General features: G+C 63.6%; 27 protein-coding genes. 13 read left to right on the top strand and 14 right to left on the bottom strand.

Features of this window, described 5'->3' with window-relative positions:
• Positions 1-61 precede the first annotated feature (61 nt).
• Entirely contained in the window at positions 62-565 is a 504-nt protein-coding gene (yjgA, locus tag BCL93_RS01740; protein WP_112053382.1) for a ribosome biogenesis factor YjgA, read from the bottom strand.
• Positions 566-631: 66 nt separating this feature from the next.
• Here yjgA and pmbA point away from each other — a divergent pair, with 66 nt between their 5' ends.
• Positions 632-1972 carry a metalloprotease PmbA gene (pmbA, locus tag BCL93_RS01735; RefSeq protein WP_112053381.1) on the top strand — a complete coding sequence of 447 codons (1341 nt, stop codon included), beginning with the start codon at positions 632-634 and terminating at the stop codon, positions 1970-1972.
• 145 nt (positions 1973-2117) lie between these two features.
• Here the strand turns inward: pmbA and BCL93_RS01730 are convergent, their stop codons facing one another.
• The 11 genes from BCL93_RS01730 to BCL93_RS01680 form a co-directional block, all read right to left on the bottom strand.
• Positions 2118-2387: an HPr family phosphocarrier protein gene (locus tag BCL93_RS01730; protein ID WP_112053380.1), complete on the bottom strand. Its 270-nt coding sequence runs from the start codon at positions 2385-2387 to the stop codon at positions 2118-2120.
• A 5-nt stretch (positions 2388-2392) separates the two neighbouring features.
• A complete protein-coding gene (rapZ, locus tag BCL93_RS01725) occupies positions 2393-3298 on the bottom strand; it encodes an RNase adapter RapZ (RefSeq protein WP_112053379.1) in 906 nt (301 codons plus the stop codon).
• An 82-nt stretch (positions 3299-3380) separates the two neighbouring features.
• Positions 3381-3863: a PTS sugar transporter subunit IIA gene (locus tag BCL93_RS01720; RefSeq protein WP_112053378.1), complete on the bottom strand. Its 483-nt coding sequence runs from the start codon at positions 3861-3863 to the stop codon at positions 3381-3383.
• 4 nt (positions 3864-3867) lie between these two features.
• Positions 3868-4176, bottom strand: coding sequence for a ribosome hibernation-promoting factor, HPF/YfiA family (hpf, locus tag BCL93_RS01715; RefSeq protein WP_112053377.1), 309 nt, complete (start codon positions 4174-4176; stop codon positions 3868-3870).
• A 156-nt stretch (positions 4177-4332) separates the two neighbouring features.
• Positions 4333-5745 carry an RNA polymerase factor sigma-54 gene (locus tag BCL93_RS01710; RefSeq protein WP_112053376.1) on the bottom strand — a complete coding sequence of 471 codons (1413 nt, stop codon included), beginning with the start codon at positions 5743-5745 and terminating at the stop codon, positions 4333-4335.
• Between the two features lie 202 nt (positions 5746-5947).
• A complete protein-coding gene (gene lptB / locus BCL93_RS01705) occupies positions 5948-6673 on the bottom strand; it encodes an LPS export ABC transporter ATP-binding protein (protein WP_112053375.1) in 726 nt (241 codons plus the stop codon).
• Between the two features lie 8 nt (positions 6674-6681).
• Complete coding sequence (gene lptA, locus BCL93_RS01700) at positions 6682-7209, bottom strand: lipopolysaccharide transport periplasmic protein LptA (protein WP_112053374.1); 528 nt, start codon at positions 7207-7209, stop codon at positions 6682-6684.
• A complete protein-coding gene (gene lptC / locus BCL93_RS01695; protein WP_112053373.1) occupies positions 7206-7787 on the bottom strand; it encodes an LPS export ABC transporter periplasmic protein LptC in 582 nt (193 codons plus the stop codon). The genes lptA and lptC overlap by 4 nt, the downstream gene beginning before the upstream one ends.
• Entirely contained in the window at positions 7787-8371 is a 585-nt protein-coding gene (locus BCL93_RS01690) for a KdsC family phosphatase (protein WP_112053372.1), read from the bottom strand. The genes lptC and BCL93_RS01690 overlap by 1 nt, the downstream gene beginning before the upstream one ends.
• Before the next feature lie 9 nt (positions 8372-8380).
• Positions 8381-9361 carry a KpsF/GutQ family sugar-phosphate isomerase gene (locus BCL93_RS01685; RefSeq protein WP_112053371.1) on the bottom strand — a complete coding sequence of 327 codons (981 nt, stop codon included), beginning with the start codon at positions 9359-9361 and terminating at the stop codon, positions 8381-8383.
• A gap of 31 nt (positions 9362-9392) precedes the next feature.
• Positions 9393-10352 carry a calcium/sodium antiporter gene (locus BCL93_RS01680; protein WP_309251206.1) on the bottom strand — a complete coding sequence of 320 codons (960 nt, stop codon included), beginning with the start codon at positions 10350-10352 and terminating at the stop codon, positions 9393-9395.
• A 157-nt stretch (positions 10353-10509) separates the two neighbouring features.
• Here BCL93_RS01680 and BCL93_RS01675 point away from each other — a divergent pair, with 157 nt between their 5' ends.
• The 9 genes from BCL93_RS01675 to hisD all read left to right on the top strand — a co-directional run bounded on the left by BCL93_RS01675 (position 10510) and on the right by hisD (position 17649).
• Positions 10510-11331: an ABC transporter ATP-binding protein gene (locus BCL93_RS01675; RefSeq protein WP_112053370.1), complete on the top strand. Its 822-nt coding sequence runs from the start codon at positions 10510-10512 to the stop codon at positions 11329-11331.
• Positions 11328-12110: a lipid asymmetry maintenance ABC transporter permease subunit MlaE gene (gene mlaE, locus BCL93_RS01670; protein ID WP_112053369.1), complete on the top strand. Its 783-nt coding sequence runs from the start codon at positions 11328-11330 to the stop codon at positions 12108-12110. Before BCL93_RS01675 ends, mlaE begins: the two co-directional genes overlap by 4 nt.
• A complete protein-coding gene (gene mlaD, locus BCL93_RS01665) occupies positions 12107-12571 on the top strand; it encodes an outer membrane lipid asymmetry maintenance protein MlaD (protein ID WP_112053368.1) in 465 nt (154 codons plus the stop codon). Before mlaE ends, mlaD begins: the two co-directional genes overlap by 4 nt.
• A 26-nt stretch (positions 12572-12597) precedes the next feature.
• On the top strand, positions 12598-13254 hold the full coding sequence (locus BCL93_RS01660; RefSeq protein ID WP_112053367.1) for an MlaC/ttg2D family ABC transporter substrate-binding protein: 657 nt from the start codon (positions 12598-12600) through the stop codon (positions 13252-13254).
• Positions 13251-13601, top strand: a complete 351-nt coding sequence (locus BCL93_RS01655) for an STAS domain-containing protein (protein ID WP_112053366.1) — start codon at positions 13251-13253, stop codon at positions 13599-13601. The genes BCL93_RS01660 and BCL93_RS01655 overlap by 4 nt, the downstream gene beginning before the upstream one ends.
• Positions 13602-13773: 172 nt before the next feature.
• On the top strand, positions 13774-14028 hold the full coding sequence (locus BCL93_RS01650; protein WP_092524674.1) for a BolA family protein: 255 nt from the start codon (positions 13774-13776) through the stop codon (positions 14026-14028).
• A 13-nt stretch (positions 14029-14041) separates the two neighbouring features.
• The gene (murA, locus tag BCL93_RS01645) at positions 14042-15307 is read left to right on the top strand and encodes a UDP-N-acetylglucosamine 1-carboxyvinyltransferase (RefSeq protein WP_112053365.1); all 1266 of its coding nucleotides are present in this window, start codon (positions 14042-14044) and stop codon (positions 15305-15307) included.
• Between the two features lie 26 nt (positions 15308-15333).
• Complete coding sequence (gene hisG, locus BCL93_RS01640) at positions 15334-15975, top strand: ATP phosphoribosyltransferase (RefSeq protein WP_112053364.1); 642 nt, start codon at positions 15334-15336, stop codon at positions 15973-15975.
• A gap of 351 nt (positions 15976-16326) precedes the next feature.
• The gene (hisD, locus tag BCL93_RS01635; protein ID WP_112053363.1) at positions 16327-17649 is read left to right on the top strand and encodes a histidinol dehydrogenase; all 1323 of its coding nucleotides are present in this window, start codon (positions 16327-16329) and stop codon (positions 17647-17649) included.
• A 234-nt stretch (positions 17650-17883) separates the two neighbouring features.
• On the opposite strand, the gene BCL93_RS01630 is transcribed toward hisD, so the two are convergent.
• Positions 17884-19110 (bottom strand): Do family serine endopeptidase, encoded by a 1227-nt coding sequence (locus tag BCL93_RS01630; protein WP_112053362.1) that lies wholly within the window; start codon positions 19108-19110, stop codon positions 17884-17886.
• Between the two features lie 99 nt (positions 19111-19209).
• Between BCL93_RS01630 and BCL93_RS01625 the strand changes: the two genes are divergently transcribed.
• Positions 19210-19998: a Nif3-like dinuclear metal center hexameric protein gene (locus BCL93_RS01625; RefSeq protein ID WP_112053361.1), complete on the top strand. Its 789-nt coding sequence runs from the start codon at positions 19210-19212 to the stop codon at positions 19996-19998.
• 105 nt (positions 19999-20103) lie between these two features.
• Here BCL93_RS01625 and BCL93_RS01620 read toward each other — a convergent pair whose 3' ends face one another.
• A complete protein-coding gene (locus BCL93_RS01620; protein WP_112053360.1) occupies positions 20104-20544 on the bottom strand; it encodes a YhcB family protein in 441 nt (146 codons plus the stop codon).
• 225 nt (positions 20545-20769) lie between these two features.
• Here BCL93_RS01620 and zapE point away from each other — a divergent pair, with 225 nt between their 5' ends.
• A complete protein-coding gene (zapE, locus tag BCL93_RS01615; protein ID WP_112053359.1) occupies positions 20770-21960 on the top strand; it encodes a cell division protein ZapE in 1191 nt (396 codons plus the stop codon).
• 178 nt (positions 21961-22138) lie between these two features.
• Complete coding sequence (rplM, locus tag BCL93_RS01610) at positions 22139-22567, top strand: 50S ribosomal protein L13 (protein ID WP_112053358.1); 429 nt, start codon at positions 22139-22141, stop codon at positions 22565-22567.
• Positions 22568-22574: the final 7 nt, after the last annotated feature.

The following is a 22574-nucleotide window of genomic DNA, read 5'->3' as shown; positions in this document are numbered from 1 at the left end:
TGAGGGTGAAGTCAACGCCGCTGCCGGGCCGATGGGGGTGCGTTGAGGGCGCTGCCTGTGATTACAGGCCGGCCGTATCGCGAATCAGCTTGAACAGCTTGCGCGCGCTGGCTGGCGGCTTCTCCTGGTCACGCTCGCGGCGTGCGTTGCGGATCAGCTGGCGCAGCGCCTGTCGGTCGACGTCGGGGTGGTCAACGATGAAGGGCTCGAGGGCCTCATCATCGTCGATCAGCCGGTCACGCAGACCTTCCAGGCGGTGGAAAGCGTGATCACGCCGCAGCTGTTCCTGCTCGAACTCGTCGAAGACCGCCTGGATGCCGGCCACGTCCTCGCGACGCATCAGCTTGCCGATGTACTGCATATGTCGGCGACGCCCCTCATGGGAGCGGATGCGCGCGGTTTCCTCGATAGCCGCCAGCAGCTCATCGGAGAGAGGTAGCCGCGCACGCCATGCGTCGGAGAGGGCGATGATCTTCTCGCCCAGCGCCTGCAGGGCCTGCATTTCCTGTTTGCGCTGGGTCTTGCTTTGCCGACCGTCGTGGTCGGCGGGCGTTTCAATTGACATGCCATTACCATCAGCATTGGGAGGTTGGCGCAGTATACCAGCCAGCCTCGCGACAAGGAGACCAAGATGACTCAGGCTTTCGATGCCGCCGCCCAGCAGGCATTGCTGGAGTCCCGGGCCCAGGCCGCGCTCGACCAGGCGCGCTCCCTGGGGGCCGATGCCTGCGAGGTGGGGGCCAGCGTCGATCAGGGAATCGGCGTCAGCGTGCGCCTTGGTGAGGTGGAAACCGTCGAGCTGTCCCGTGATCAGGGCATCGCGGTGACCGTCTATGTGGGCAAACGCAAGGGCACGGCATCGTCGTCGGATGCCGGCGAAGCCTCCATCCGCGCCGCCGTGGATCAGGCCATGGCCATCGCGCGCCACACCGGTGAGGACGGCTTTGCCGGCCTGGCGCCGGCCGAACTGATGGCCCGCGAGCTGCCGGACCTCGATGTCCACCATCCCTGGCCGTTGACCACCGATGAAGCCATCGAGCGCGCCTTGGCCTGCGAAGCGGCCGGCCGGGCGGTGGAAGGGATCAGCAAGTCCGAGGGTGCGGATCTCTCCAGCGGCGAAGGCGTGCGTGTCTATGCCAATAGCCACGGTTTTCTCGGCAGCCAGCGCGGCAGCCGCCACTCGCTGTCCTGCATGCTGATCGCCGAGGACGACAACGGCATGCAGCGCGACTATGACTACTCCAGCGAACGTGACCCCCGCAAGCTCGCCAGCGCCGAGGCAATCGGTGCCTCGGCCGCTGAGCGCACCCTGCGGCGCCTGGGGGCCCAGCGCCCGGTGACCGGTCGCTTCCCGGTGATGTTCGACCCCAGCCTGGCCGGCGGCCTGATCGGCCATCTGATGGGAGCGCTGGCCGGTGGTGCCCTGTACCGCGAGTCCTCTTTCCTTTGTGATCGGCTCGGCGACAGCCTCTTTCCGGACTGGTTCAGCCTCTTTGAGCGGCCCCGGGAAATGGGCGCCATGGCCAGCAGCCCCTTCGACAATGACGGCGTCTACACCCGTGACAATGTGTTCATCGACCAGGGGCGCATCGCCAGCTATATGCTCTCGGCTTACAGCGCCAAGCGGTTGAACATGACCACTACCGGTAATGCCGGCGGGGCGCGAAATCTGCGTCTAGAAGCGCCGCTCGAGAGCCGTGAAGCGCTGCTTGCGAAAATGGATCGCGGTGTGCTGGTCACCGAGCTGATGGGGCAGGGGGTCAACGGCGTGACCGGAGACTACTCGCGCGGTGCCGCGGGCTTCTGGGTCGAGAATGGCCGCATCCAGTATCCGGTTGAGGAATTCACCATTGCCGGCAGCCTGCCGAAGATGTTCGCGGGACTGATCGGGGTCGGCGACGATATCGATACTCGCGGTAGCGTGCATAGCGGCAGTTGGCTGATCGACGAGATGACGATCGCCGGCGGTTAGCCAACAGGGTACGGCCTATGGCGAGGTCAGCCCTATTCCAATGCCCAGCTAGCCAAAACAAAAGCCACCCTTCGGGGTGGCTTTTTGCGGTCTTGCCGGTCAGAACAAAAACGGTGGCGCACGCGCTGAGATTGGCCGCTGCGGCTCAGGCATCCTCGTCGAAGCGCGCCTCGAACAGCGCTTCGACGGCCGCCAGCACGGCCTCGGCGTCATCGCCCTCGGCATGGATCTCCAACGCGCTGCCACAGGGAGCGGCGAGCATCAACAGCGCCATGACGTTGGCGGCATCGGCGTCTCGGCCCTGATGATGCACGGTGACGCAGGCCTTATAGGCCTGGCAGCACTGCACCAGCTTGGTCGCTGCACGCGCATGCAGGCCGCGCTTGTTGACGAGGGTGAGCTCACGTCTTGGCATGGCCGTCAGCGTCCTTGCTGTCCTGAAGAGTCGGGCTGAGAGATGGCGGTGTGGATACCCAGTTCACGGTGGCGCAGCCGCACTCCGGGGTGGTGTGTTGCGAAGTGGCGGGCCAGCCGCTCGGCGAGATAGACCGAGCGATGTTGGCCTCCGGTGCAGCCAATGGCCACCGTCATGTAGCTGCGGTGACTGGCCTGGTAGGCTGGCAGCCAGCGGGTCAGCCAGTCGATGATGTCGCTGGCTAGCCGGTCCACGTCTTCGTACCCCTCGAGAAACTCGATGATCTCCGGGTCGCGGCCGGTAGACTGACGCAGTCGCGGGTCCCAGTAGGGGTTGGGAAGACAGCGAGCATCGAACACGGTATCGGCATCCAGTGGTACGCCGCCCTTGAAGCCGAAAGATTCGAACGTCAGAGTCATCTGCTGGTCGTGATGCTGGGCAACCTGCTCGCAGATACGGCCCCGCAGCTCGTGAACCGACAGCCGGGAGGTGTCGATGATCAGGTCGGCGAGATCCAGGATCTCGGCGAGAGCGCCCTCTTCGCTGTCGATGGCCTCGGCCAGCGTCATCTGGCTGTCGCGCGTCAGCGGGTGGCGCCGTCGGGTGGCCGAATAGCGCTCGAGCAGGATCTTCGATTCGGCGGTCAGATAGACCACCTGACACTGGATGCCGCGGGCCTGAAGATCGGCGAGTAGGCTCGGGAAGCGCTCAAGGGCATCCGGAAGGTTGCGGGCATCGATGCTGACGGCGCTGGAAGAGCGTCGCGTCGCGTCGCGCTGCAGCTCGTCGACCAGGGAACTCAGCAGCATGGCGGGTAGGTTGTCGATCGCGTAGTAGCCCAGGTCTTCCAGGGCCTGCAGGGCAATCGACTTGCCTGAACCGGAGCGGCCGCTGATGATCACGAGCTGCATGCATATCTCCTGCTGGCCGGGTCAGTGGGCGGTGGTGATCAGTGAGCGTGTGAGTGCGTCGCGCAAGGCGCAGGTCTGGCTGTTAGCCAGAACGGTCTTCGCTTGCGTGGCGGCGGATGGCGTCCAGCAAGGTCTCGTAAAGCTGGCGCTGGGTCTCGCTCTTACGCAGCTGCTGGCGCGTCTCGGGGTCGTTCATGACCGCCGCGACTTGGCCGAGCAGGGCGAGGTGAGCGTCATCGGCCTGTTCAGGGACCAGCAGCACGAAGACCAGATCAACGGGCTCGCCGTCGATGGCATCGAAGTCAACAGGCTCGCTGAGCTTGAGGAAACCGGCCAGAGGTGACTTGCAGTGCGGGTTTCGGGCATGCGGAATGGCAACGCCATGTCCGATGCCCGTGCTGCCCAGCCGCTCGCGACCAACCAGGCGACTGAAGACCTCCTGGCTGTCCAGGCTGGGCGTATTCTGGGCGATGAAGGTGCTGAAGAATTCCAGCACACGCTTCTTGCTTCCCCCGGGCACGCCGAACAGGGCGCGCTCGGGGGGCAGGATGGATTCCAACGTCATGATGTCAGCGAACGCTGGCGCCTTGGGCGCGCGCCTGTGTTTTTTCCTTGTGCTTGACAAGCTGACGGTCGAGCTTGTCGGCGAGGGCGTCAATCGCGGCGTACATATCTGTGTCTTCGGCTTCGGCATGCAATTCAGCACCGGCTGCATGCAGGGTGCAGGCGGCCTGCTGGCGCTCTTTCTCGATGGAAAGGGTGGCCTGAACCGTGGTGATGTTGTCGTAATGACGCTCCAGGCGGGCGAGCTTCTCGTTCACATAGTCACGCAGTGCGTCGGTGAGTTCGACGTGATGTCCGGTGATGTTGACTTGCATGGCACGCTCCTTATCCTGCGGTTGGCCAATCGATTGTAACCCTTTTTGGCGCGCTGCATACCCCTTCTCAAGGCGCTTTTCCTACGCGATTACTTTCGGTGTTTTTCCACCGCCAGGTCAACAGGTTATGCCGTTAAGGTGCGGTTCTTCACGGCATCATGAAAGCCGCTTGCGCTCACTGGAAGGTGGGATGCCCAGCGCTTCTCGATACTTGGCCACGGTACGCCTGGCTACCTGTATACCACTATCGGCCAGCAGATCGACCAGCTTGCTGTCTGAGAGCGGCTTGCGCGGCGGCTCGCTGCCGATCAGCTTCTTTAGCCGCGCGCGAATGGCCGTACTGGAATGCGCGTCACCGCCTTCGCCGCCGACCTGGCTCGAGAAGAAATACTTCAGCTCAAAAACGCCCCGCGGGGTATGGATGAATTTCTGCGTGGTGACCCGCGAGATCGTCGATTCATGCATTTCGACCTGTGCGGCGATGTCGGCCAGGATCAGGGGCTTCATGGCCTCTTCGCCCTTATCGAGGAAATCGAGTTGGCGAACCATGATTTCGCGCCCCACGCGCAGCAGGGTGTCGTTGCGGCTCGACAAGCTCTTGATCAGCCAGCGAGCCTCCTGCAGATGCTGCTTCATGAAGGTGTTGTCGTCGCTCTTGTCGGCACGACGAATCAGTGCGGCATAATCCGGCTGGATGCGCATCCGCGGCAGTGCCTCGGGGTTGAGCTCGATATGCCACCCCTCATGGCTGTGCCGGGCGATCAGGTCGGGAATCACATAATCGCTGCCGTCGTTGTCGAACGCCTGGCCGGGTCGCGGATCGAGTGAGCGGATCAGGGCGATCACCTGGCCTAGCTGCTCGTCGTCCAGTCGCAACCGCCGCTTGAGCAGCTTGCGATCATCGCTGGCCAGGGCCTCGAGAAACTGGCGAATCAGGCGCTTGGCCTGGGGAAGCAGGGGAATGTCTGCCGGCAGGGCGCCAAGTTGGAGTAGCAGGCACTCGCGCAGGTCGCGGGCAAAGATACCGGTGGGCTCGAACTGCTGCAGGCGCAGCAGGACCCGTTCGACGTCACTGGTCTTGAGGCTGTCGAGCCCCTGGGCACGCAGGCCCTGAGTCAATTCGTCGAGGCTGCCTTCCAGGTAGCCGCTGGGGGCCACGGCATCGATCAGGCTCTCGGCAATCTGGCGTTCGGTATCATTGACGTCGGCCATGGCCAGTTGCCAGGCGAGATGGTCGCGCAGGCTGACACCGATGGCATTGCGATCGAGGTCGGGGCCCTCTGAGCCGGCTCCTGAGGCCGCCATGTCCTGATAGGTATCAGACCAGTCGCTGTCGGTAGACAACTCGCTTGGAATCTCGGTAGACCAGTCATCCTCACGTGGCTCGGCAACGTCCTGCTCGCCATAGGCCTCATCGAGTTCCAGCATGGGGTTGGATTCCAGCGCCTGCTGAATCTCCTGGCGCAAATCCAGGGTCGAGAGTTGCAGCAGCGCGATCGCCTGCTGGAGCTGAGGTGTCATGGTCAGCTGGGTGCCGACGCGGAGTTGCAACGAGGGTTTCATGACCATGGCGTGGCGCGTGTCAGCAAAATGGAATGGATAACTTAGCCCCTGGCCGGATGCCATGCAAGCCACTGAGAGCAAATCATTAGCAATAAACATGCCATTGACAGGCAAAGATTCGCATTTCGAATGTCAGGCAGGGGCTTTGTGTCGTCGGGGGAGGTGGGGTTCCTGCGCCAGATTGGCATCTAGAGCGCTGCAGTGAGGCCTAGAGCCGGAAATCCTCGCCCAGGTAGACGTCCCTGACCTTCTGGTTGGCGAGGATGGCCTCGGTATCGCCTGCGGCAATGATTTCACCGTCGCCGACGATGTAGGCGCTGTCGCAGATATCCAGGGTCTCACGCACGTTGTGGTCGGTGATCAGTACGCCGATGCCGCGTGCGCGCAGGGCACGGATGATCGACTTGATGTCGGATACCGAGATCGGGTCGACGCCAGCGAAGGGCTCATCGAGCAGGATGAAGGCCGGCTCGGTGGCCAGCGCACGAGCGATCTCGACTCGGCGGCGCTCGCCACCGGACAGGCTCATGCCGGTGTTGTCGCGGATGTGGTCGATGTGAAACTCGGCCAGCAGTTCCTCGAGTCGGGTCTGGCGACCGGCACGGTCGAGGTCGCGGCGGGTCTCGAGAATGGCCAGGATGTTGTCCTTGACCGACAGCTTGCGAAAGATCGAGGCTTCCTGGGGCAGGTAACCGATACCGGCCTGCGCCCGCTCGTGCATGGCGGCTGCGGACAGGTCCAGGTCATCGATGTGCACCGTGCCGGCATCGGCACGCACCAGCCCGACGATCATGTAGAACGAGGTGGTCTTGCCTGCGCCGTTGGGCCCCAGCAGGCCGACGATCTGGCCCTGGTCGATGGACAGGCTGATGTCCTTGACCACACGGCGGCGTTTGTAGCTTTTGGCCAGGTGGCGAACGCTCAGGGTCTTCATGATGGGCCTTATTGCTGAGGTGTCAGGGTCATGCGCACGCGCTGGTCTTGATCACCATCGCTATTGCCATTGCTGGTGGCTTCGACCACGCGACGATCGAGATAGTAGTCGACCTTGGCGCCGGTGAACGTGTCCTGGCCGCGATGAAGCTCTGCCTGATTGATCAGCTCTACCCGGCGCTCGAGGGTGTGATAGATGATGGTGCGACCCCAGCCCTTCGCCAGCGGCGCATCGGGGCTCGGCTTCTGTTCGATGTAGGCCCGGTTGCCGGTGGCGTCGATGCGGGACACTTCGCCCTGATCGGTGCGGCTGATGGTGACCTTCTGACCGGTCAGCTTCATGCTGCCCTGGCGCATGTCGACATCGCCGGTGTAGACGGCGGTCCCCGCCTGGTCATCGAGTTCCAGGCGGTCGGCGACGATCTCGATGGGTGCGCTGGCGTCGCCCTCGAGGGCCAGTGCCGGTAATGCGCCCAGGCTCAGCAGGGCGGGTAGCAGCAGGCCAAGAGCCCGGCGTGTAAGGTCGCGTCTCATCATGGGGCTTGCTCCTTAGGAGGGTGGAAACCGTGAACGTTGCCGGTCAGGCGCATCAGGTCATCATCGAACCATACATCCAGCTTGTCACCCCGCATGCGCTGGGGTGGCTGGGTGATGTGGGCTTCGCCGTCGCTCCAGGCGTGGTTGGTGACGGTATCGACGTGCAGAACGTCGGTGTCCAGCTGCCAGCCTTCTCCGGGGGACTCGAGGTGTGCATCGCCGCGCAGCACCAGCGGGTTGCCGTCTGCGCCCAGCGTACCTTCCAGGCCGCTCGCCAGCCACAGGTCGCCATCGCTATCGAGCAGGCGAGCCTTGGGTGTCTCGGCGCGGGTCAAGTCGTTGTTCGGGGTGTGCACCAGTCGCGGTGTTACCAGGCGCTGATGAGGCCGGCCTTCTTCATCGAAGCGGGTCAGGGTCACGCCCTCGAGATAGAAATCGGGCTCGCCGGCGCTGTCCGTCGGCACCGGTCCCGGCGTGGGCACATCGCTCTGCTCGATGAATGTCAGGACGCCGCCCAGCGCGACCAGCAGCAGGGCTAGCCAGACGCGGGGCGAGGGGCGAGGCAGGCGCATTGCCATCAGCTGCGACCGGGGGCCACGGTTGCGTGTCCTGACGCGCCGGCGGCGTAGGACTCGATCACCGCGGTCCAGTGGCCCTGGATGTCGAGCAGGGTGTCGCAGATATCGCGTACGGCGCCGTGGCCGCCGCTGCGTGCGGTGACCCAGTCGGCCGTCTGGCGCACGTAGGAGGGCGCGTTGGGCACGCTGATGCCGAGGCCTGCGGCCTGGATAGCGGCCAGATCCTGAAGATCATCGCCGCAGTAGGCGGCCTGAGACAGCTCGAGACCCAGGCTCTGGGTCAGTTCGCGCAGGGCGATGAGCTTGTCGTCGCGGTGCTGGAAGACGTGTTCTATTCCTAGGGCGGCGGCGCGCTGAGTGACCATCGGCGATTCGCGTCCGGTGATCAGGGCGACCTCGATGCCGGCCTGGCGCAGCAGCTTGATGCCGTGCCCATCCTGGGTGTGGAAAGCTTTGATCTCGATGCCGTCGGCCTGAAAGTAGAGGCGACCGTCGGTGAGGATACCGTCCACGTCCAGTGCCAGCAGGCGGATCTGACGGGCGCGACCGGTAAGTTCTGGCGCAAGCGTGGAATCGGGTGTCATGACATCTCCTTAGATGACGCCGCTTCTCAGCAGGTCGTGCATGTGCAGGGCGCCAATCGGGCGCCCTTGCGCATCGACGACGGCGAGGGCGCTGATGCGGCTGCCCTCCATGATACGCACGGCTTCGGCTGCAAGCACGTCGGCGCGGGTGCGCTTGCCGGGCGAGGTCATGACCTCATCGACGCTCAGGGCGTGCAGGTCGCTGTGCTGGTCGAGGGTGCGACGCAGATCGCCATCGGTATAGACGCCGGCGAGCAGGCCATCGCTGTCGATCACACAGGTGAAGCCGAGCCCCTGACGGGTGATCTCGATCAGCGCATCACGCAGTGGGCTTCCCAGCGGTACCTGAGGCAGGCGTTCGCCCTGGTGCATGAGATCGCCCACGGTGAGCAGCAGTCTTCTGCCCAGGCTGCCGCCGGGATGCGAGAGCGCAAAGTCTTCGGCGGTGAAGCCGCGGGCCTCGAGAAGCGCTACCGCCAGGGCGTCGCCCAGGACCAGGGCAGCGGTGGTCGATGCGGTCGGCGCCAGGTCCAGCGGGCAGGCTTCGCGCTCCACGCCTGAGTCGAGGTGGGCCTCGGCGTGGCGGGCCAGGGTCGAGTCCGGGCGGCCGGTCATGCTGATCAGCGGAACGCCCATGCGCTTGAGCAGCGGTAGAAGGGCCGTCACCTCAGCGGTTTCGCCGGAATTGGAAAGGGCCACGACCACATCGCCAGGGGTAATCATGCCCAGGTCGCCGTGGCTGGCTTCGCCTGGGTGGACGAAGAAGGCCGGGGTGCCGGTGCTGGCAAGCGTCGCTGCGATTTTGCCGCCGATATGGCCGGACTTGCCCATGCCGGTTACCACCACGCGGCCCTGGCAGCCGAGCAGCAGGTCGCAGGCGCGATCGAAGTTGGCGTCGATGCGGGCGTTGAGCGCCTCGATGGCGTCGCGCTCGATGTTGAGGGTGCGGCGGGCGCTGGCCCGGTAGGGCGAGTCGTTGGTGTCAGTCATGACGAAATTGTTGCCCGTTGTCAGGTTTCACTCAAGCGCCGGTCATGCTGGACTGGATCAGCAGACCCAGGTAGCCGACATAGATCAAGGTCAGCAGGGCGCCGGGGATGCGGCCCAGGCTGCCGCGACGCTGCCAGAGCAGCCAGCTGCCGAGCAGCAGGGTCAGCAGCAGCATGGTGGGGTAATCGCGGCTGATGGCGTGGGCATCGACCGGGCCCGGCGCCAGCAGGCCGGGCATGGGCAGCACGGCCAGCATGTTGAAGAGGTTGGAGCCGATGACGTTGCCGATGGCGATATCGTGGTGGCGCTTGAGGGCGCTGGCCACGCAGGCGGCAAGTTCCGGCAGGCTGGTGCCGATGGCTACCACCGTCAGGCCGATCACCAGTTCGCTGACGCCGAAGGCGCTGGCAATCTCGCTGGCGCCCCACACCAACAGTCGCGAGCTTGCTACCAGGAGCACCAGGGTGCCCGCCAGCCAGATCAGTGCCTTGGGCAGGGCCATGTCGGGAATCTCACCGTCCTGGGTTTCTTCACTGCCAGTACCGCCATCGGCCCGGAACAGCCACCACAGGCTGAATACCAGCAGGGCGGCGAGCAGCAGGGCGTCATAGAGGCCAAGGTCGCCATCCGCCAGCGCATAGCCGGCAAGACCGGTGGCGCCGAGCAGCAGGGGGAGTTCGCGGCGTACGATCGAGAAGCGCACCGGAATGGGCACGATCAAGGCGGTAATGCCGAGCACCAGACCGATATTGGCGATGTTGGACCCCAGGGCGTTGCCGGTGGCGAGATCGGGCGTGCCGTCCAGCGAAGCCATGATGGCGACGATGATTTCGGGGGCCGAGGTGCCCAGCGCGACGATGGTCATGCCGATCAGCAGCGTACTCATGCCGGCGCGGTAGGCGGTGGCGGCCGCGGCTCCCACGAAGCGGTCGGCACTCCATAAAAGGCCTACGAAGCCAAGCGCGACGGCAGACAGGGGTAGCAGCATCATCAAAAGGGGTCCGTGTCGGTCAGGGAAGAGCGGCCAATTAAACGCGTTGGGGCGTCGCGAATCAAGGTGACATCGCCGGTCGCGCCCTTGGCGCTAGCGGTGATCGTGGCGGTTAATATACAATGTTCGATAATTTTCGGGTGGAGGTTAGGACGCCATGAATGATTCGCCCTTGGTGGTGGTCGAAGGGCTGCGCTTCTCACGTGGCGATAGGGATATCTTTCGGGGCGTGGATCTCACCATCCCCCGCGGCAAGATTACCGCGATCATGGGGCCGAGCGGCTCCGGCAAGACGACTCTGCTCAAGCTGATCGGTGGCCAACTGGCGCCGGATGCCGGGCGAGTGACGATCGACGGTCATGATGTCCACGCCCTGTCCCGCAAGAAACTGTTCGCGCTGCGCCGTCGGATGGGCATGTTGTTCCAAAGCGGCGCGCTGTTCTCGGACCTGAGCGTTTTCGAGAATGTGGCCTTTCCGCTGCGCGTGCATACGGACCTGCCCGACGCGATGATTCGCGACGTGGTGCTGATGAAGCTCGAAGCGGTGGGGCTTCGCGGCGCCCGCGAGCTGATGCCCGCTGAACTGTCCGGCGGCATGGCCCGACGGGTAGCACTGGCGCGGGCGCTGGCGCTGGATCCGGAGCTTATCCTCTATGATGAGCCCTTCGTCGGCCAGGACCCCATTTCCATGGGAGTACTGGTGCAACTGATTCGTCGCGTCAATGATGCGCTGGGACTCACCGCTGTGGTGGTCTCGCATGATATCAAGGAGACGCTGTCGATCGCCGACTACGTCTATGTGATCGCCGACGGCAAGGTGATGGCTCACGGCACGCCGGAGAGCCTCAACGTCGATCAGGATCCTCGCGTCAGCCAGTTCATGCACGGCGAGCCCGATGGGCCGGTGCCGTTCCATTATCCAGCCGACGATTTCTACCTCGACATGCTCAATGCGGGGAATGCGGGAGAGATGCGATGATGACGCGAATAACCCGCCTGGGGCGCCATGGCTGTGATTTGGTCGAGGCGCTGGGCCGTGCTGGCATGTTCCTCGGACAGTCGCTGGTGGGGCGTCCCTCCCTTGAAGGCTTTAAGCTGTGGCTGCGCCAGATGCACTTTATCGGCGTACTGTCGCTGGCCATCATTCTGGTGTCGGGGCTGTTCATCGGTATGGTGCTGGCCCTGCAGGGCTTTACCATTCTGGTGGATTTCGGGGCCGAGGATGCCCTGGGGCAGATGGTTTCACTGTCGCTGTTGCGCGAGTTGGCGCCGGTGGTGGCGGCTCTGCTGTTTGCCGGGCGTGCCGGTTCGGCACTGACCGCCGAGATCGGCCTGATGAAGGCGACCGAGCAGCTGAGCAGCATGGAGATGATTGGCGTCGACCCGCTCAAACGGGTGGTGGCGCCGCGCCTCTGGGCGGGCTTCGTGTCGCTGCCGCTGCTGACCGTCGGCTTCAGCGTCATTGGTATCTGGGGCGGCCATCTGGTGGGCGTCGAGTGGCTCGGTGTCTATGAAGGCTCTTACTGGGGCAACATGCAGTCCAGCGTCGACTTCGTCGATGACATCGGCAATGGCATGCTCAAGAGCCTGGTGTTCGCTCTGGTCGTGACCTGGATCGCGGTGTTCCAGGGCTATGACCTGGTGCCGACCTCGGAAGGCATTTCACGCGCTACCACAAGAACGGTGGTGTATTCCTCGCTGGCGGTATTGGGACTGGATTTCGTGCTGACCGCGCTGATGTTTGGAGAACTGGGATGAAGCGCAGCAAGATGATGGAGTTTGGGGTCGGGCTGTTCATGCTGGCCGGGATTCTCGGGGTTATCTTCCTGGGAGTGAGCGTCAGCGGCCTGTCCGTCGGCGGTGGTAAGGACACTTATACGCTGCAGGCTAATTTCGCCAATATCGGCGGCCTCAAGTCGCGAGCACGGGTCACCATGGCGGGTGTTACCGTGGGTCGGGTGGAGAATATCGAGCTGGATACCGAGTGGTATGACGCCCGTGTGACCCTGGCCCTCGACAGCCGCCTGGAAGGGCAGCTGTCCCGTGATACCACGGCCTCGATTCTCACCTCTGGACTGCTGGGTGAGCAGTATATCGGCCTATCGGTGGGCGGTGATCCCGATACCCTGGCCGACGGTGACACCATCAGCGATACCCAGTCGGCGCTGGTGTTGGAGCAACTGATCCAGCAATTCGTGGCCAATATGGCCACGAATTAATCATGATCTGCCTTGAGAGACGACTTATGCGAGCTCAATCGACCTTTTTATTCCGCTGTGTTTTGGCCCTGTTGCTGTGCCTGGCGATGCTGCCGGCTCAGGCCCAATCCAAGGCGCCCGACGAGACGCCGGAGCAGCTGATCCGCGAAAGCATCGACAATCTGATGGGCAAGATCGAGGGCCGTCGCGGCTACTTTTCCGAGAACCTGAGCGAGCTGGAATCGCTGGTCGATGACAGCCTTAACGATGTGGCCGACTTTCGCTATATCGGGGCCAGCGTCATGGGTCGCTATTTCCGCAACGCAAGCCCCGCTCAGCGTTCGCGTTTCGTCGACACCTTCCGCCAGACCCTGATCGATACCTATGCCAAGGGCCTGGTGACCTTCGACTACCGCGAGGTGCGGGTGCTTGATCAGCAGCAGGACTCTCGTCAGTCCGATCAGGCCAGTGTCGACATGGAGGTGGTCGCCAACGATGGCACCGTTTACCCGGTCAGCTATTCCTTGCGCCTGGATAACGGACAGTGGAAGGTCGTCAACGTGATCGTCAATGGCATCAATCTGGGGCTGACCTTCCGCAACCAGTTCGATCAGGCCATGCGCGACAACGGCCGTGATTACGATGCCACCATCGACCAATGGTCACCCGATGTTGATGTCAGCGACGAAGGCCAGGGCGCATGACCCGTCTGTTCGACGAGCATGATGTGAGCCTCGAGGTCGCCGAGGGAGAGCTTGCCGTCAGCGGCGACGTGGATTTCGACGTCGCCGCCCCGCTGGCCGCCGCTGGTGCCAAGTGGATCGCCGACCAGCCCGTCACCGACGCGCTGCAGTTTGACCTGCGCGGCGTCGACAGGGTCAGCAGCGCCGCGCTGAGCGTCATGCTCGAGTGGCTGCGCAGTGCCCAGCGTGCCGGTATTGAGGTAGAGGGGGTGCAGCTTTCCCCGGCGCTGGCCAAACTCACGGCGCTGGCTGGTCTGGACTCTCTCCTGCCGCAGGCTGATGCCGACGCGACTGCTCCGGCCGACTGAGTTCGTCGGCCGCGGCCCTGGTCATTCGTTGGCCCCGGCCCTGGTCAAAGGCCCCGGTGTTTTCTGCCATCGCCATCGACGGCGCTTTTGATTACCATGTGGCCTTTCTCGTCTCGTGATGCGGTGACGTGTCTGCACCGCACCCTTCCCGTGTTTCCAAGGAGGCATCCCCATGCAACCCCAAGACGTCAAGGCGCTGCTTGAGACGCGCATTGCCGACTGCGACTTTCATATCCAGGGTGAAGGCTGCAACTTTCAGGTCGTCGCCGTGGGCGAGGTCTTCAATGGCCTGACGCCGGTCAAACGACAGCAGCTGATCTATGGTGCGCTCTCCGAAGAAATCGCCAGCGGCGCTCTGCATGCCGTCAGCATCAAGACCTATACCCCGACCCAGTGGCAGACCGCCGCCGAAAATGCCGGGGCTTGAGTGACGGACTTTCATGGATAAGCTGATCATTACCGGCAATGGCCCCCTCGATGGCGAGGTATGGGCCAGTGGTGCCAAGAACTCGGCCCTGCCGATCCTGTGTTCGTCGTTGCTGGCGCAAGGGCCCGTGACGCTCGGCAACTTGCCGCACCTGCAGGACATCACGACCTCTCTCGAACTGCTTGGGCGCATGGGCGTCGATCTGGTGATGGGCGACAAGATGGCCATCCAGCTCGATGCCTCTGAGGTGACCGAGTGTCATGCGCCTTATGACCTGGTCAAGAAGATGCGCGCCTCGATCCTGGTGCTGGGGCCGCTGCTGGCGCGCTTCGGTAAAGCCGACGTGTCGTTGCCGGGTGGTTGTGCCATCGGCTCGCGCCCGGTCGACCTGCATATCCGTGGCCTGGAGGCGATGGGTGCCGACATCAACGTCGAGAATGGCTACATTCGTGCCACGGCGCCGGGTGGGCGTCTCAAGGGTGCGACGATCTTCTTTGACGTGGTGACCGTGACCGGCACCGAGAACCTATTGATGGCCGCCACGCTTGCCGAGGGCACTACGGTGCTCGAGAACGCCGCCAAGGAACCCGAGATAGCCGATCTCGCCGAGTGCCTCATCAAGATGGGTGCACGGATTCGCGGTCACGGTACCGATACCATCACCGTCGAGGGCGTCGAGCAGCTACACGGCTGCTATCACGACATCATGCCCGACCGCATCGAGACCGGTACCTTCCTGGTGGCTGCCGCGGTGACCCGTGGTCGAGTCAGGGTCCGCCGGACCCGTGCCGATATTCTCGAGGCCGTGCTCGCCAAGCTCGAGGAAGCGGGTGGCCATGTCACCACCGGTGAGGACTGGATCGAGCTCGACATGAAGGGGCAGCGCCCGAAGGCGGTCAATGTACGCACCGCGCCTTATCCGGCCTTTCCTACCGACATGCAGGCGCAGTTCGTGGCCATGAATGCGGTGGCCGAAGGCACCGGGCGGGTCGTCGAGACAATCTTCGAGAACCGCTTCATGCACGTCCAGGAACTCAACCGAATGGGCGCCAAGATCGCTCTCGAAGGCAACACCGCGGTGGTCACCGGCGTCGATCAGCTCTCAGGTGCGCCGGTGATGGCGACCGACCTGCGGGCCTCGGCCTCGTTGGTGGTAGCGGCGATGATCGCTAAGGGCGAGACCCTGGTTGATCGTATTTATCATATCGACCGCGGCTATGAATGCATCGAGGAAAAGCTGCAGTTGCTGGGCGCCAAGATCCGTCGCGTGCCCGGCTAGTCATCCACGGAATTGCGAACCCCATCATGTCCAAGCAACTGATTCTGGCCCTCTCGAAGGGCCGTATTCTCGACGAGACCCTGCCGCTGCTGGCCGATGCCGGCATCTGGCCCGCCGAAGACCTGGGCAAGAGCCGCAAGCTGCTGTTCGATACCAACCTGCCGGACGTCAAGCTGGTGGTGATTCGCGCGACCGATGTGCCGACCTATGTGCAGCTGGGTGCTGCCGACCTGGGCGTCGCCGGCAAGGATGTGCTGCTCGAACATGGCGCCGAGGGGCTCTATGAGCCGCTGGATCTCGAGATCGCGCGCTGCAAGCTGATGACCGCCGGGATCACTGGTGCCGAGCCGGCCCGCGCCCGTCGTCGGGTGGCCACCAAGTTCGTCTCGGTGGCGCGTCGCTACTATGCCGAACAGGGTATCCAGGCCGAGGTCATCAAGCTCTACGGAGCGATGGAACTGGCGCCGCTGATGAACCTGGCCGACGAGATCGTCGACATCGTCGATACCGGCAATACCCTGCGCGCCAACGGCATGGAGCCCCGCGAGAAAATCGCGGATATCAGCACCCGGTTGGTCGTCAACCAGGCCGCGATGACCATGAAGCATGATCGCCTGAAGCCCTTGCTCAACCGGCTGCGCGAAGCTGTGGCCAGTCGGCGCGACTAAGATGTCGCTGCCGTATATGGCGGGTAAGTACTGCTGGTAAGTACTGCGGGTAAGTACTGCCGCTAACGAAGTGCGACCAAGACAGCGAGACCAATGCAGCGAGGCCATGACGTACGAGCCTTTCTGTACTTGTCTGTACTTGTCTGTACTTGTCGGTAGCAGTGCAAGCCTGCCTGTGACCCTTGCCCGCAACCTCATGGCATTGCTCGAGGGTTGTTGGGTGAGCCCGGTCCTTATGGCGCAATAGCGTGAATGTCTTGGCGCCATAGGGCCGAGCCGCTTGCCAGCCGCTTTGCGGCGACACATGCTGGTCGCCTGTCCTGTTTTTCCATCGTCTGTGTAGAGAGCATCATGACCGATTCCGTTGCCGCTTCCCTCGAGATCTCCCGCTTGTCCACGCAGGATGCCGATTTCGATGCCCGCCTCGAGGCGCTGCTGGCCTGGGAAGGCGTGTCCGACGCCGAGGTGCAGTCGCGGGTCGAGGAAATCCTGCGCGGGGTGCGTGAGCGCGGTGATGCGGCGCTTGTCGAGTACACCAACCGCTTCGATCGCCTGTCGGCCCAGAGTATGGATGAGCTGACCATCGGCGCTGCGCGGCTGCGCCAGGCCTTTGACGGGCTGCCTGCCGAGCAGCGTGAGGCGCTGGCGGCAGCTGCCGAGCGCGTGCGGGTCTATCACGAACACCAGAAGCCGGGTTCCTGGCAGTACACCGAGGATGACGGCACCGTGCTTGGCCAGCAGGTCATGCCGCTGGACCGCGCAGGCATCTACGTGCCCGGCGGCAAGGCTGCCTATCCTTCATCGGTGCTGATGAACGCGATTCCGGCCCATGTCGCCGGCGTGCGCGAGATCGTGATGGTGGTGCCCACCCCGGATGGCATCCTCAACGAGCTGGTGTTGGCGGCGGCCCACCTGGCGGGCGTCGACTGGGTCTTTACCCTGGGCGGCGCCCAGGCCGTGGCAGCGCTCGCCTATGGCTCCGAGACGGTGCCGCGAGTCGACAAGATCGTGGGGCCTGGCAATATCTATGTGGCCACCGCCAAGCGCGCCGTGTTTGGTCAGGTCGGCATCGACATGATCGCCGGCCCCTCGGAGATTCTGGTGATCTCCGACGGCGCGACCGACCCGGATTGGCTGGCCATGGACCTCTTCTCCCAGGCCGAGCACGACGAAGACGCTCAGGCGATCTTCGTCAGTTGGGACGCCGAGCATGTGGTAGCGGTCGAGGAGGCCATGACGCGCCTGCTGCCGACCATGGAGCGTGCGCCGATCATTCGTGATTCTCTGGCCGGGCGTGGGGCACTGATCACCTGTCGCGACCGCGACGAGGCTGTTGCGCTGATCAACCGCATCGCGCCTGAGCATCTCGAACTCTCGCTAGAGGACCCCGACGCGTTGCTGCCTGAGATTCGCCATGCGGGTGCGATCTTCATGGGCCGCTATACCGCCGAGGCCCTGGGCGACTACTGCGCCGGCCCGAATCACGTGCTGCCGACGTCCGGTACCGCGCGCTTCTCCTCGCCGCTCGGGGTCTATGACTTCCAGAAACGTTCCTCGATCATTCACTGTTCGGCGGACGGTGCCTCGATGCTTGGGCGCACTGCGTCGGTGCTCGCCCGGGGCGAATCGCTCACCGCACATGCGCGCTCTGCCGAGTATCGCATCAAGGATTGAGGCGAATCAGCGGTGCTTGCACAGCAAAAAGGCCCTGCCATTGGCGGGGCCTTTTGGTATCCGTCTAGTGCCTGCCTTTCCTTTAGACCTGACGTTCTTTTAGGTCTGCTGTTCTTTTAGATAGGTGTCCATCCAGGCGTGCCGATGCTGTTGTTCGGCCGCGCTTGGAAGCGCTGCCTCTCATATAAGGCAGCTCCCTGTCAGACAACGCCTGGTTACCGTCTAGGGCCGGGGCTAGGGCTGAGACTGAGGTTGGCTGACCTCGGCGGTGGGGCGCTCGCCGACCTCGAGGGTCACGTCTATACGCTCGCCGTTGCGCACCAGACTTAGCGGCAGCTTGGTGCCAGGAGCGATGGCGGCGATGTCGGTCATCACCGCCCGGGCATCGCGGATGGTGCGGCCGTCGACCTTGATCAGCACATCGCCGGGCTGCAGGCCGGCAGCATCGGCTGGGCCATCCGGTACTATGCCCGAGATCACGACCCCTACGACGGAGTCCAGGCCGAAGGAGGCGGCCAGCTCGCGGGTCATCTCCTGGGCTTCGATGCCTAGCCAGCCACGAATCACCCGGCCCTGAGTGACCAGCTCGTTGAGAATTTCCCGGGCCAGGTTGGCCGGAATGGCGAAGCCGATGCCCTGGGAGCCGCCGGAGCGGGAGAAGATAGCGGTGTTGATGCCGACCAGCGCGCCTTCGGGGTTGATCAGGGCGCCGCCGGAGTTCCCCGGATTGATCGCCGCGTCGGTCTGAATGAAATCCTCATAGGCATTCAGGCCTAGGTGACTGCGGCCGGTGGCACTAACGATGCCCATGGTCACGGTCTGGCCGACCCCGAAGGGGTTGCCGATGGCCAGGGCCACATCGCCCACGGCTGCCTGTGACGAGTCGGAGAGCGCGATGACCGGAAGATCTTCGAGATCGATGCGCAGCACGGCCAGGTCGCTCTCCGGGTCGGTGCCGATGACCTCGGCGAGCGTTTCGCGGCCGTCGCGCAGCGCCACCTGGATCTGATCGGCCCCCTTGATGACATGATGGTTGGTCAGCACGTAGCCCTCATCGCTGATGATGACCCCCGACCCCAGGCTCGAGAGCATGCGCTGGCGGCTGGGCGTGTCCTTGCCGAAGAACTGACGGAAAAACGGGTCCGACATCAGCGGGTGCTGCTCACTTTCGACGATGCGCGAAGAGTAGATGTTGACCACGGCAGGTGCCGCTCTCTCCACCGCCTCTGAATAGCTGACCGGGCCGGCATTTCGTGATAATGCCGGGGCATTCTTGACCTCGGGAGCCGGGCGTTTGACCTCGGGGGGCGTCGCAGTCTCTTGCACGGGCTGTGGGCTGGCGGCCGGCGGCGACACGGAAGGGGCTTGACCGCTGAGCTTCGGGAAAGCAATCAGCAGCACGATGGCAACCAGGACACCGGCCACGGTTGGCCAGACGAGGGGCAGGAGAAAACGACGCATGAAGAATCCTTGTCATCGGTGGCGGTCGCTGGGGGCCGACGCAGCCGGTACAATTGGCGGATTGTATCATTGCTCATGTACCGATGCCCGGAGGCCCGAATGATATCTCGCGATGCCCTGGTCACTGCCTGCGACGAGCGTCTGCAGGCGGCGCGCTTCAAGGATTACACTATCAATGGCCTGCAGGTCGAGGGACGCAGCCGAGTGACCCGCGTGATGACTGGCGTCACCGCCTGTCAGGCGCTGGTCGATGAGGCGATTGCCTGGCAGGCGGATCTGCTGCTGGTTCATCACGGCTACTTCTGGAAGAACGAGCCGGTCGAGGTGGTCGGCATGAAGCGGCGCCGGCTGGCGGCCTTGCTGGCTAACGATATCAACCTGCTGGCCTATCATCTGCCGCTGGATGCTCATCCCGAGCTTGGCAACAATGCCTGCCTGGCCGAGCGGCTGGGCCTGGTCGTCGACGGCTGTGCCGATGGTGAGCTGGGCGAAGGGCTATTGTGGCTGGGCCACCCCGGCGAGGCGCTGGCCGGTTCGGGTGACAATGACCAGGCCCTCGACGAGCGTGGCTTGGCAAAGCATGTCGCCAAGCAGCTCGGTCGGGAGCCGCTTCTGATCGAAGGGCACCAAGGGCCGGTCAAGCGTATCGCCTGGTGCACCGGCGGCGCTCAGGACATGATCGCCGCGGCTCATGCGGCAGGCGCGGATGTCTTCATCTCGGGCGAGATTTCCGAGCGGACCACTCACCTGGCACGCGAGCTGGGCATCGGCTATCTGGCGGCGGGTCATCATGCCACCGAGCGCTACGGCGTTCAGGCCATGGGAGAATGGTTGGCCGCCGAGCATGGTGTTACCCACCGTTTCGTGGATATCGACAATCCGGCCTGAAACTGCCCTGAAAACGACCCCGCAAACGAAAGCGCCGGCCATCAAGGCCGGCGCTTTCGTCGTTTTTGGCAAACCTCTCGCTTGTGTCGCTAGGCGTCAGCGAGATCAGTAGCGGGGAGGCTGGGCGGGATTCTGCTCCTCGCCGCGCTGCAGGCCAAAGTCCTCGGAGAGAGTGCCGTGCCCGCCGTCGGCATAGTCGCGCGGCATGTCCAGGGTTTCATCAGGCTCCGTCGCGTCGGTCTCCGGATGGAGGCGGCGCTTGACCTGCTGGTCTTGGCCGAGCTGATCGGCCCCCTGCGCCAGCTGTTGTTCCAGCTCGCGGCTCTGGCGCTGAATGCTGGCCACCAGGTCGGCCGCTCGCACGAAATGATCGTTCAGCGAGTCCTTGACCTGGTGAAGCTCGAGTTCAGTCTCGGCCAGGCGTTGGCGGACCTTCTGATTGCGCGCCACGTTGGCGTTGAGCAGGTGATAGCCCAGCGCGCCGATGCCGATGCCGGCAAGCCCGCAGGCCAGGGCCAGGATCCAGTCGATGTTGCTCTCGTACACGTCGTTCCCCTTATGGTTCTGTCTTCCCGGCACCGGTACTTGACTGCCGGGGGTGGCGCGTTATCGAGGTCGCGACCTGCGCCTCCCCTGGCTCCATTATATGAGGGAGAGCGAGACTCAGGTCAATGCGCAGGCGCTGCCATCATGGCTGCCCTGTGCGCTCGACGTCTCGATACGTATAATGTTCGCTTTCGATCACCACCGTCCGAGGTAGCCAAGACGCTGATGTGTGCGACAACGACTTCCGCTGGTTCTTCTGCGTCCGCTCAAGCGGGCACGCCCCTGGCTCGCTACCAGGCCGACCTTGAACGCGAGGGATTCGCCTACGATAAAGCCCAGGAGCAGGCGGTTCGTCATCTGCAGCGGCTCTATGATGATCTGCTGACCACGCCCCAGCGAGCGCCGCGCCCGCCCGCCGATGAGCGAAAGGGACTCAAGTCCCGGGTCGCCGGGCTGTTCGGCGCCAAGCAGACCGCCTCGCCCTTCGAAGCGCCGCCGGCGGTGATGGGCCTGTATTTCTGGGGAGGCGTCGGTCGGGGCAAGACCTATCTGGTCGATACCTTCTACGAGGCGCTGCCGTTTTCCGAGAAGATGCGCACCCATTTTCACCGCTTCATGCAGCGAGTGCACAACGAACTCGAGCACTACAAGGGCGAGAAGGACCCGCTGAAGCTGATCGCCGCCAAGTTCGCCCGTGAGGCGAGGGTGATCTGCTTCGACGAGTTCTTCGTCAAGGACATCACCGACGCCATGATTCTTGCGACCCTGCTCGAGTCGCTGTTCGAGCACGGCGTGGTGCTGGTAACGACCTCCAATATCGTGCCTTCCGAGCTGTACAAGGATGGCCTGCAGCGGGCGCGTTTCCTGCCCGCCATCGATTTGCTCGAGCGTCATTGCGAGGTGGTCAACGTCGACTCGGGTGTCGACTATCGGCTGCGCGCCCTGCAGCGTGCCGCCATCTTCCACGCACCGCTGGATGAGGCCGCCGACGACGAGCTCGCGCGCAGCTTTCGCGAGCTCGCCGGGCACGATGGCGAGCAGGATGAACGTATCGAGATCAATCATCGGTTGCTGCGTTCGCGCCGCCTGCATGAAGATGTGGTGTGGTTCGACTTCGCCGAGCTGTGTGACGGTCCTCGTAGCCAGAATGATTACATCGAGCTGGCCCGCGAGTTTCATACCGTGCTGGTGTCCGGCGTGCCGCGCATGGGCCGGGGTAGCGACGACCAGGCGCGGCGTTTCATCAATATGGTCGACGAGTTCTATGACCGAGCAGTGAAGCTTCTGATGTCCGCCGAAGTGCCGGTCGAGTCGCTTTACACCGAAGGCAGCCTTGGTTTCGAGTTCGATCGCACCCTCTCGAGGCTGCAGGAAATGCAGTCCCACGAGTATCTGGCGCTGGCGCATAAGCCGTGAATTTCCCGCGTGGACTCTTAACCTGATCGAACGAGTCATGTACACTGCGCGCTCGCTCGAACGTTGTCGCTCGATTTGCCTCTGTGGCAAGTGGTCGACAACCAAGAAAAATAGGGATGGTAGGCGGCGTCATTAGACGTTTTCGTCCTGCCCCATGCGACAATTGGTGATTCAACCCATGAAGACGTTTTCTGCTAAGCCGCAGTCCGTCGAGCGCGACTGGTACGTCGTCGACGCTACGGACAAGACTCTCGGTCGCCTGGCCACCGAGATCGCTCGCCGCCTGCGTGGCAAGCACAAGCCGGAATACACCCCGCACGTCGACACCGGCGATTACATCGTCGTGGTCAACGCCGAGAAGGTGACGGTCACCGGCAACAAGGCACAGGCCAAGACCTACTATCGTCACACCGGTTATCCGGGTGGCCTGCGCTCCATGACCTTCGAGAAGATGATCGATCACGCTCCCGAGCGCGTCATCGAGTCTGCCGTCAAGGGCATGCTGCCGAAAGGCCCGCTGGGTCGCGCCATGTACTCGAAACTCAAGGTCTATGCCGGTACCGAGCATCCGCATGCCGCCCAGCAGCCGCAAGAACTGAACATCTAAGGGGTAG

This window comes from Onishia taeanensis, assembly GCF_003268885.1.
Lineage (GTDB): Bacteria > Pseudomonadota > Gammaproteobacteria > Pseudomonadales > Halomonadaceae > Onishia > Onishia taeanensis_A.
Note: the sequence above shows the minus strand (reverse complement) of the source record. Positions and strands in the feature narration are given on the sequence as shown.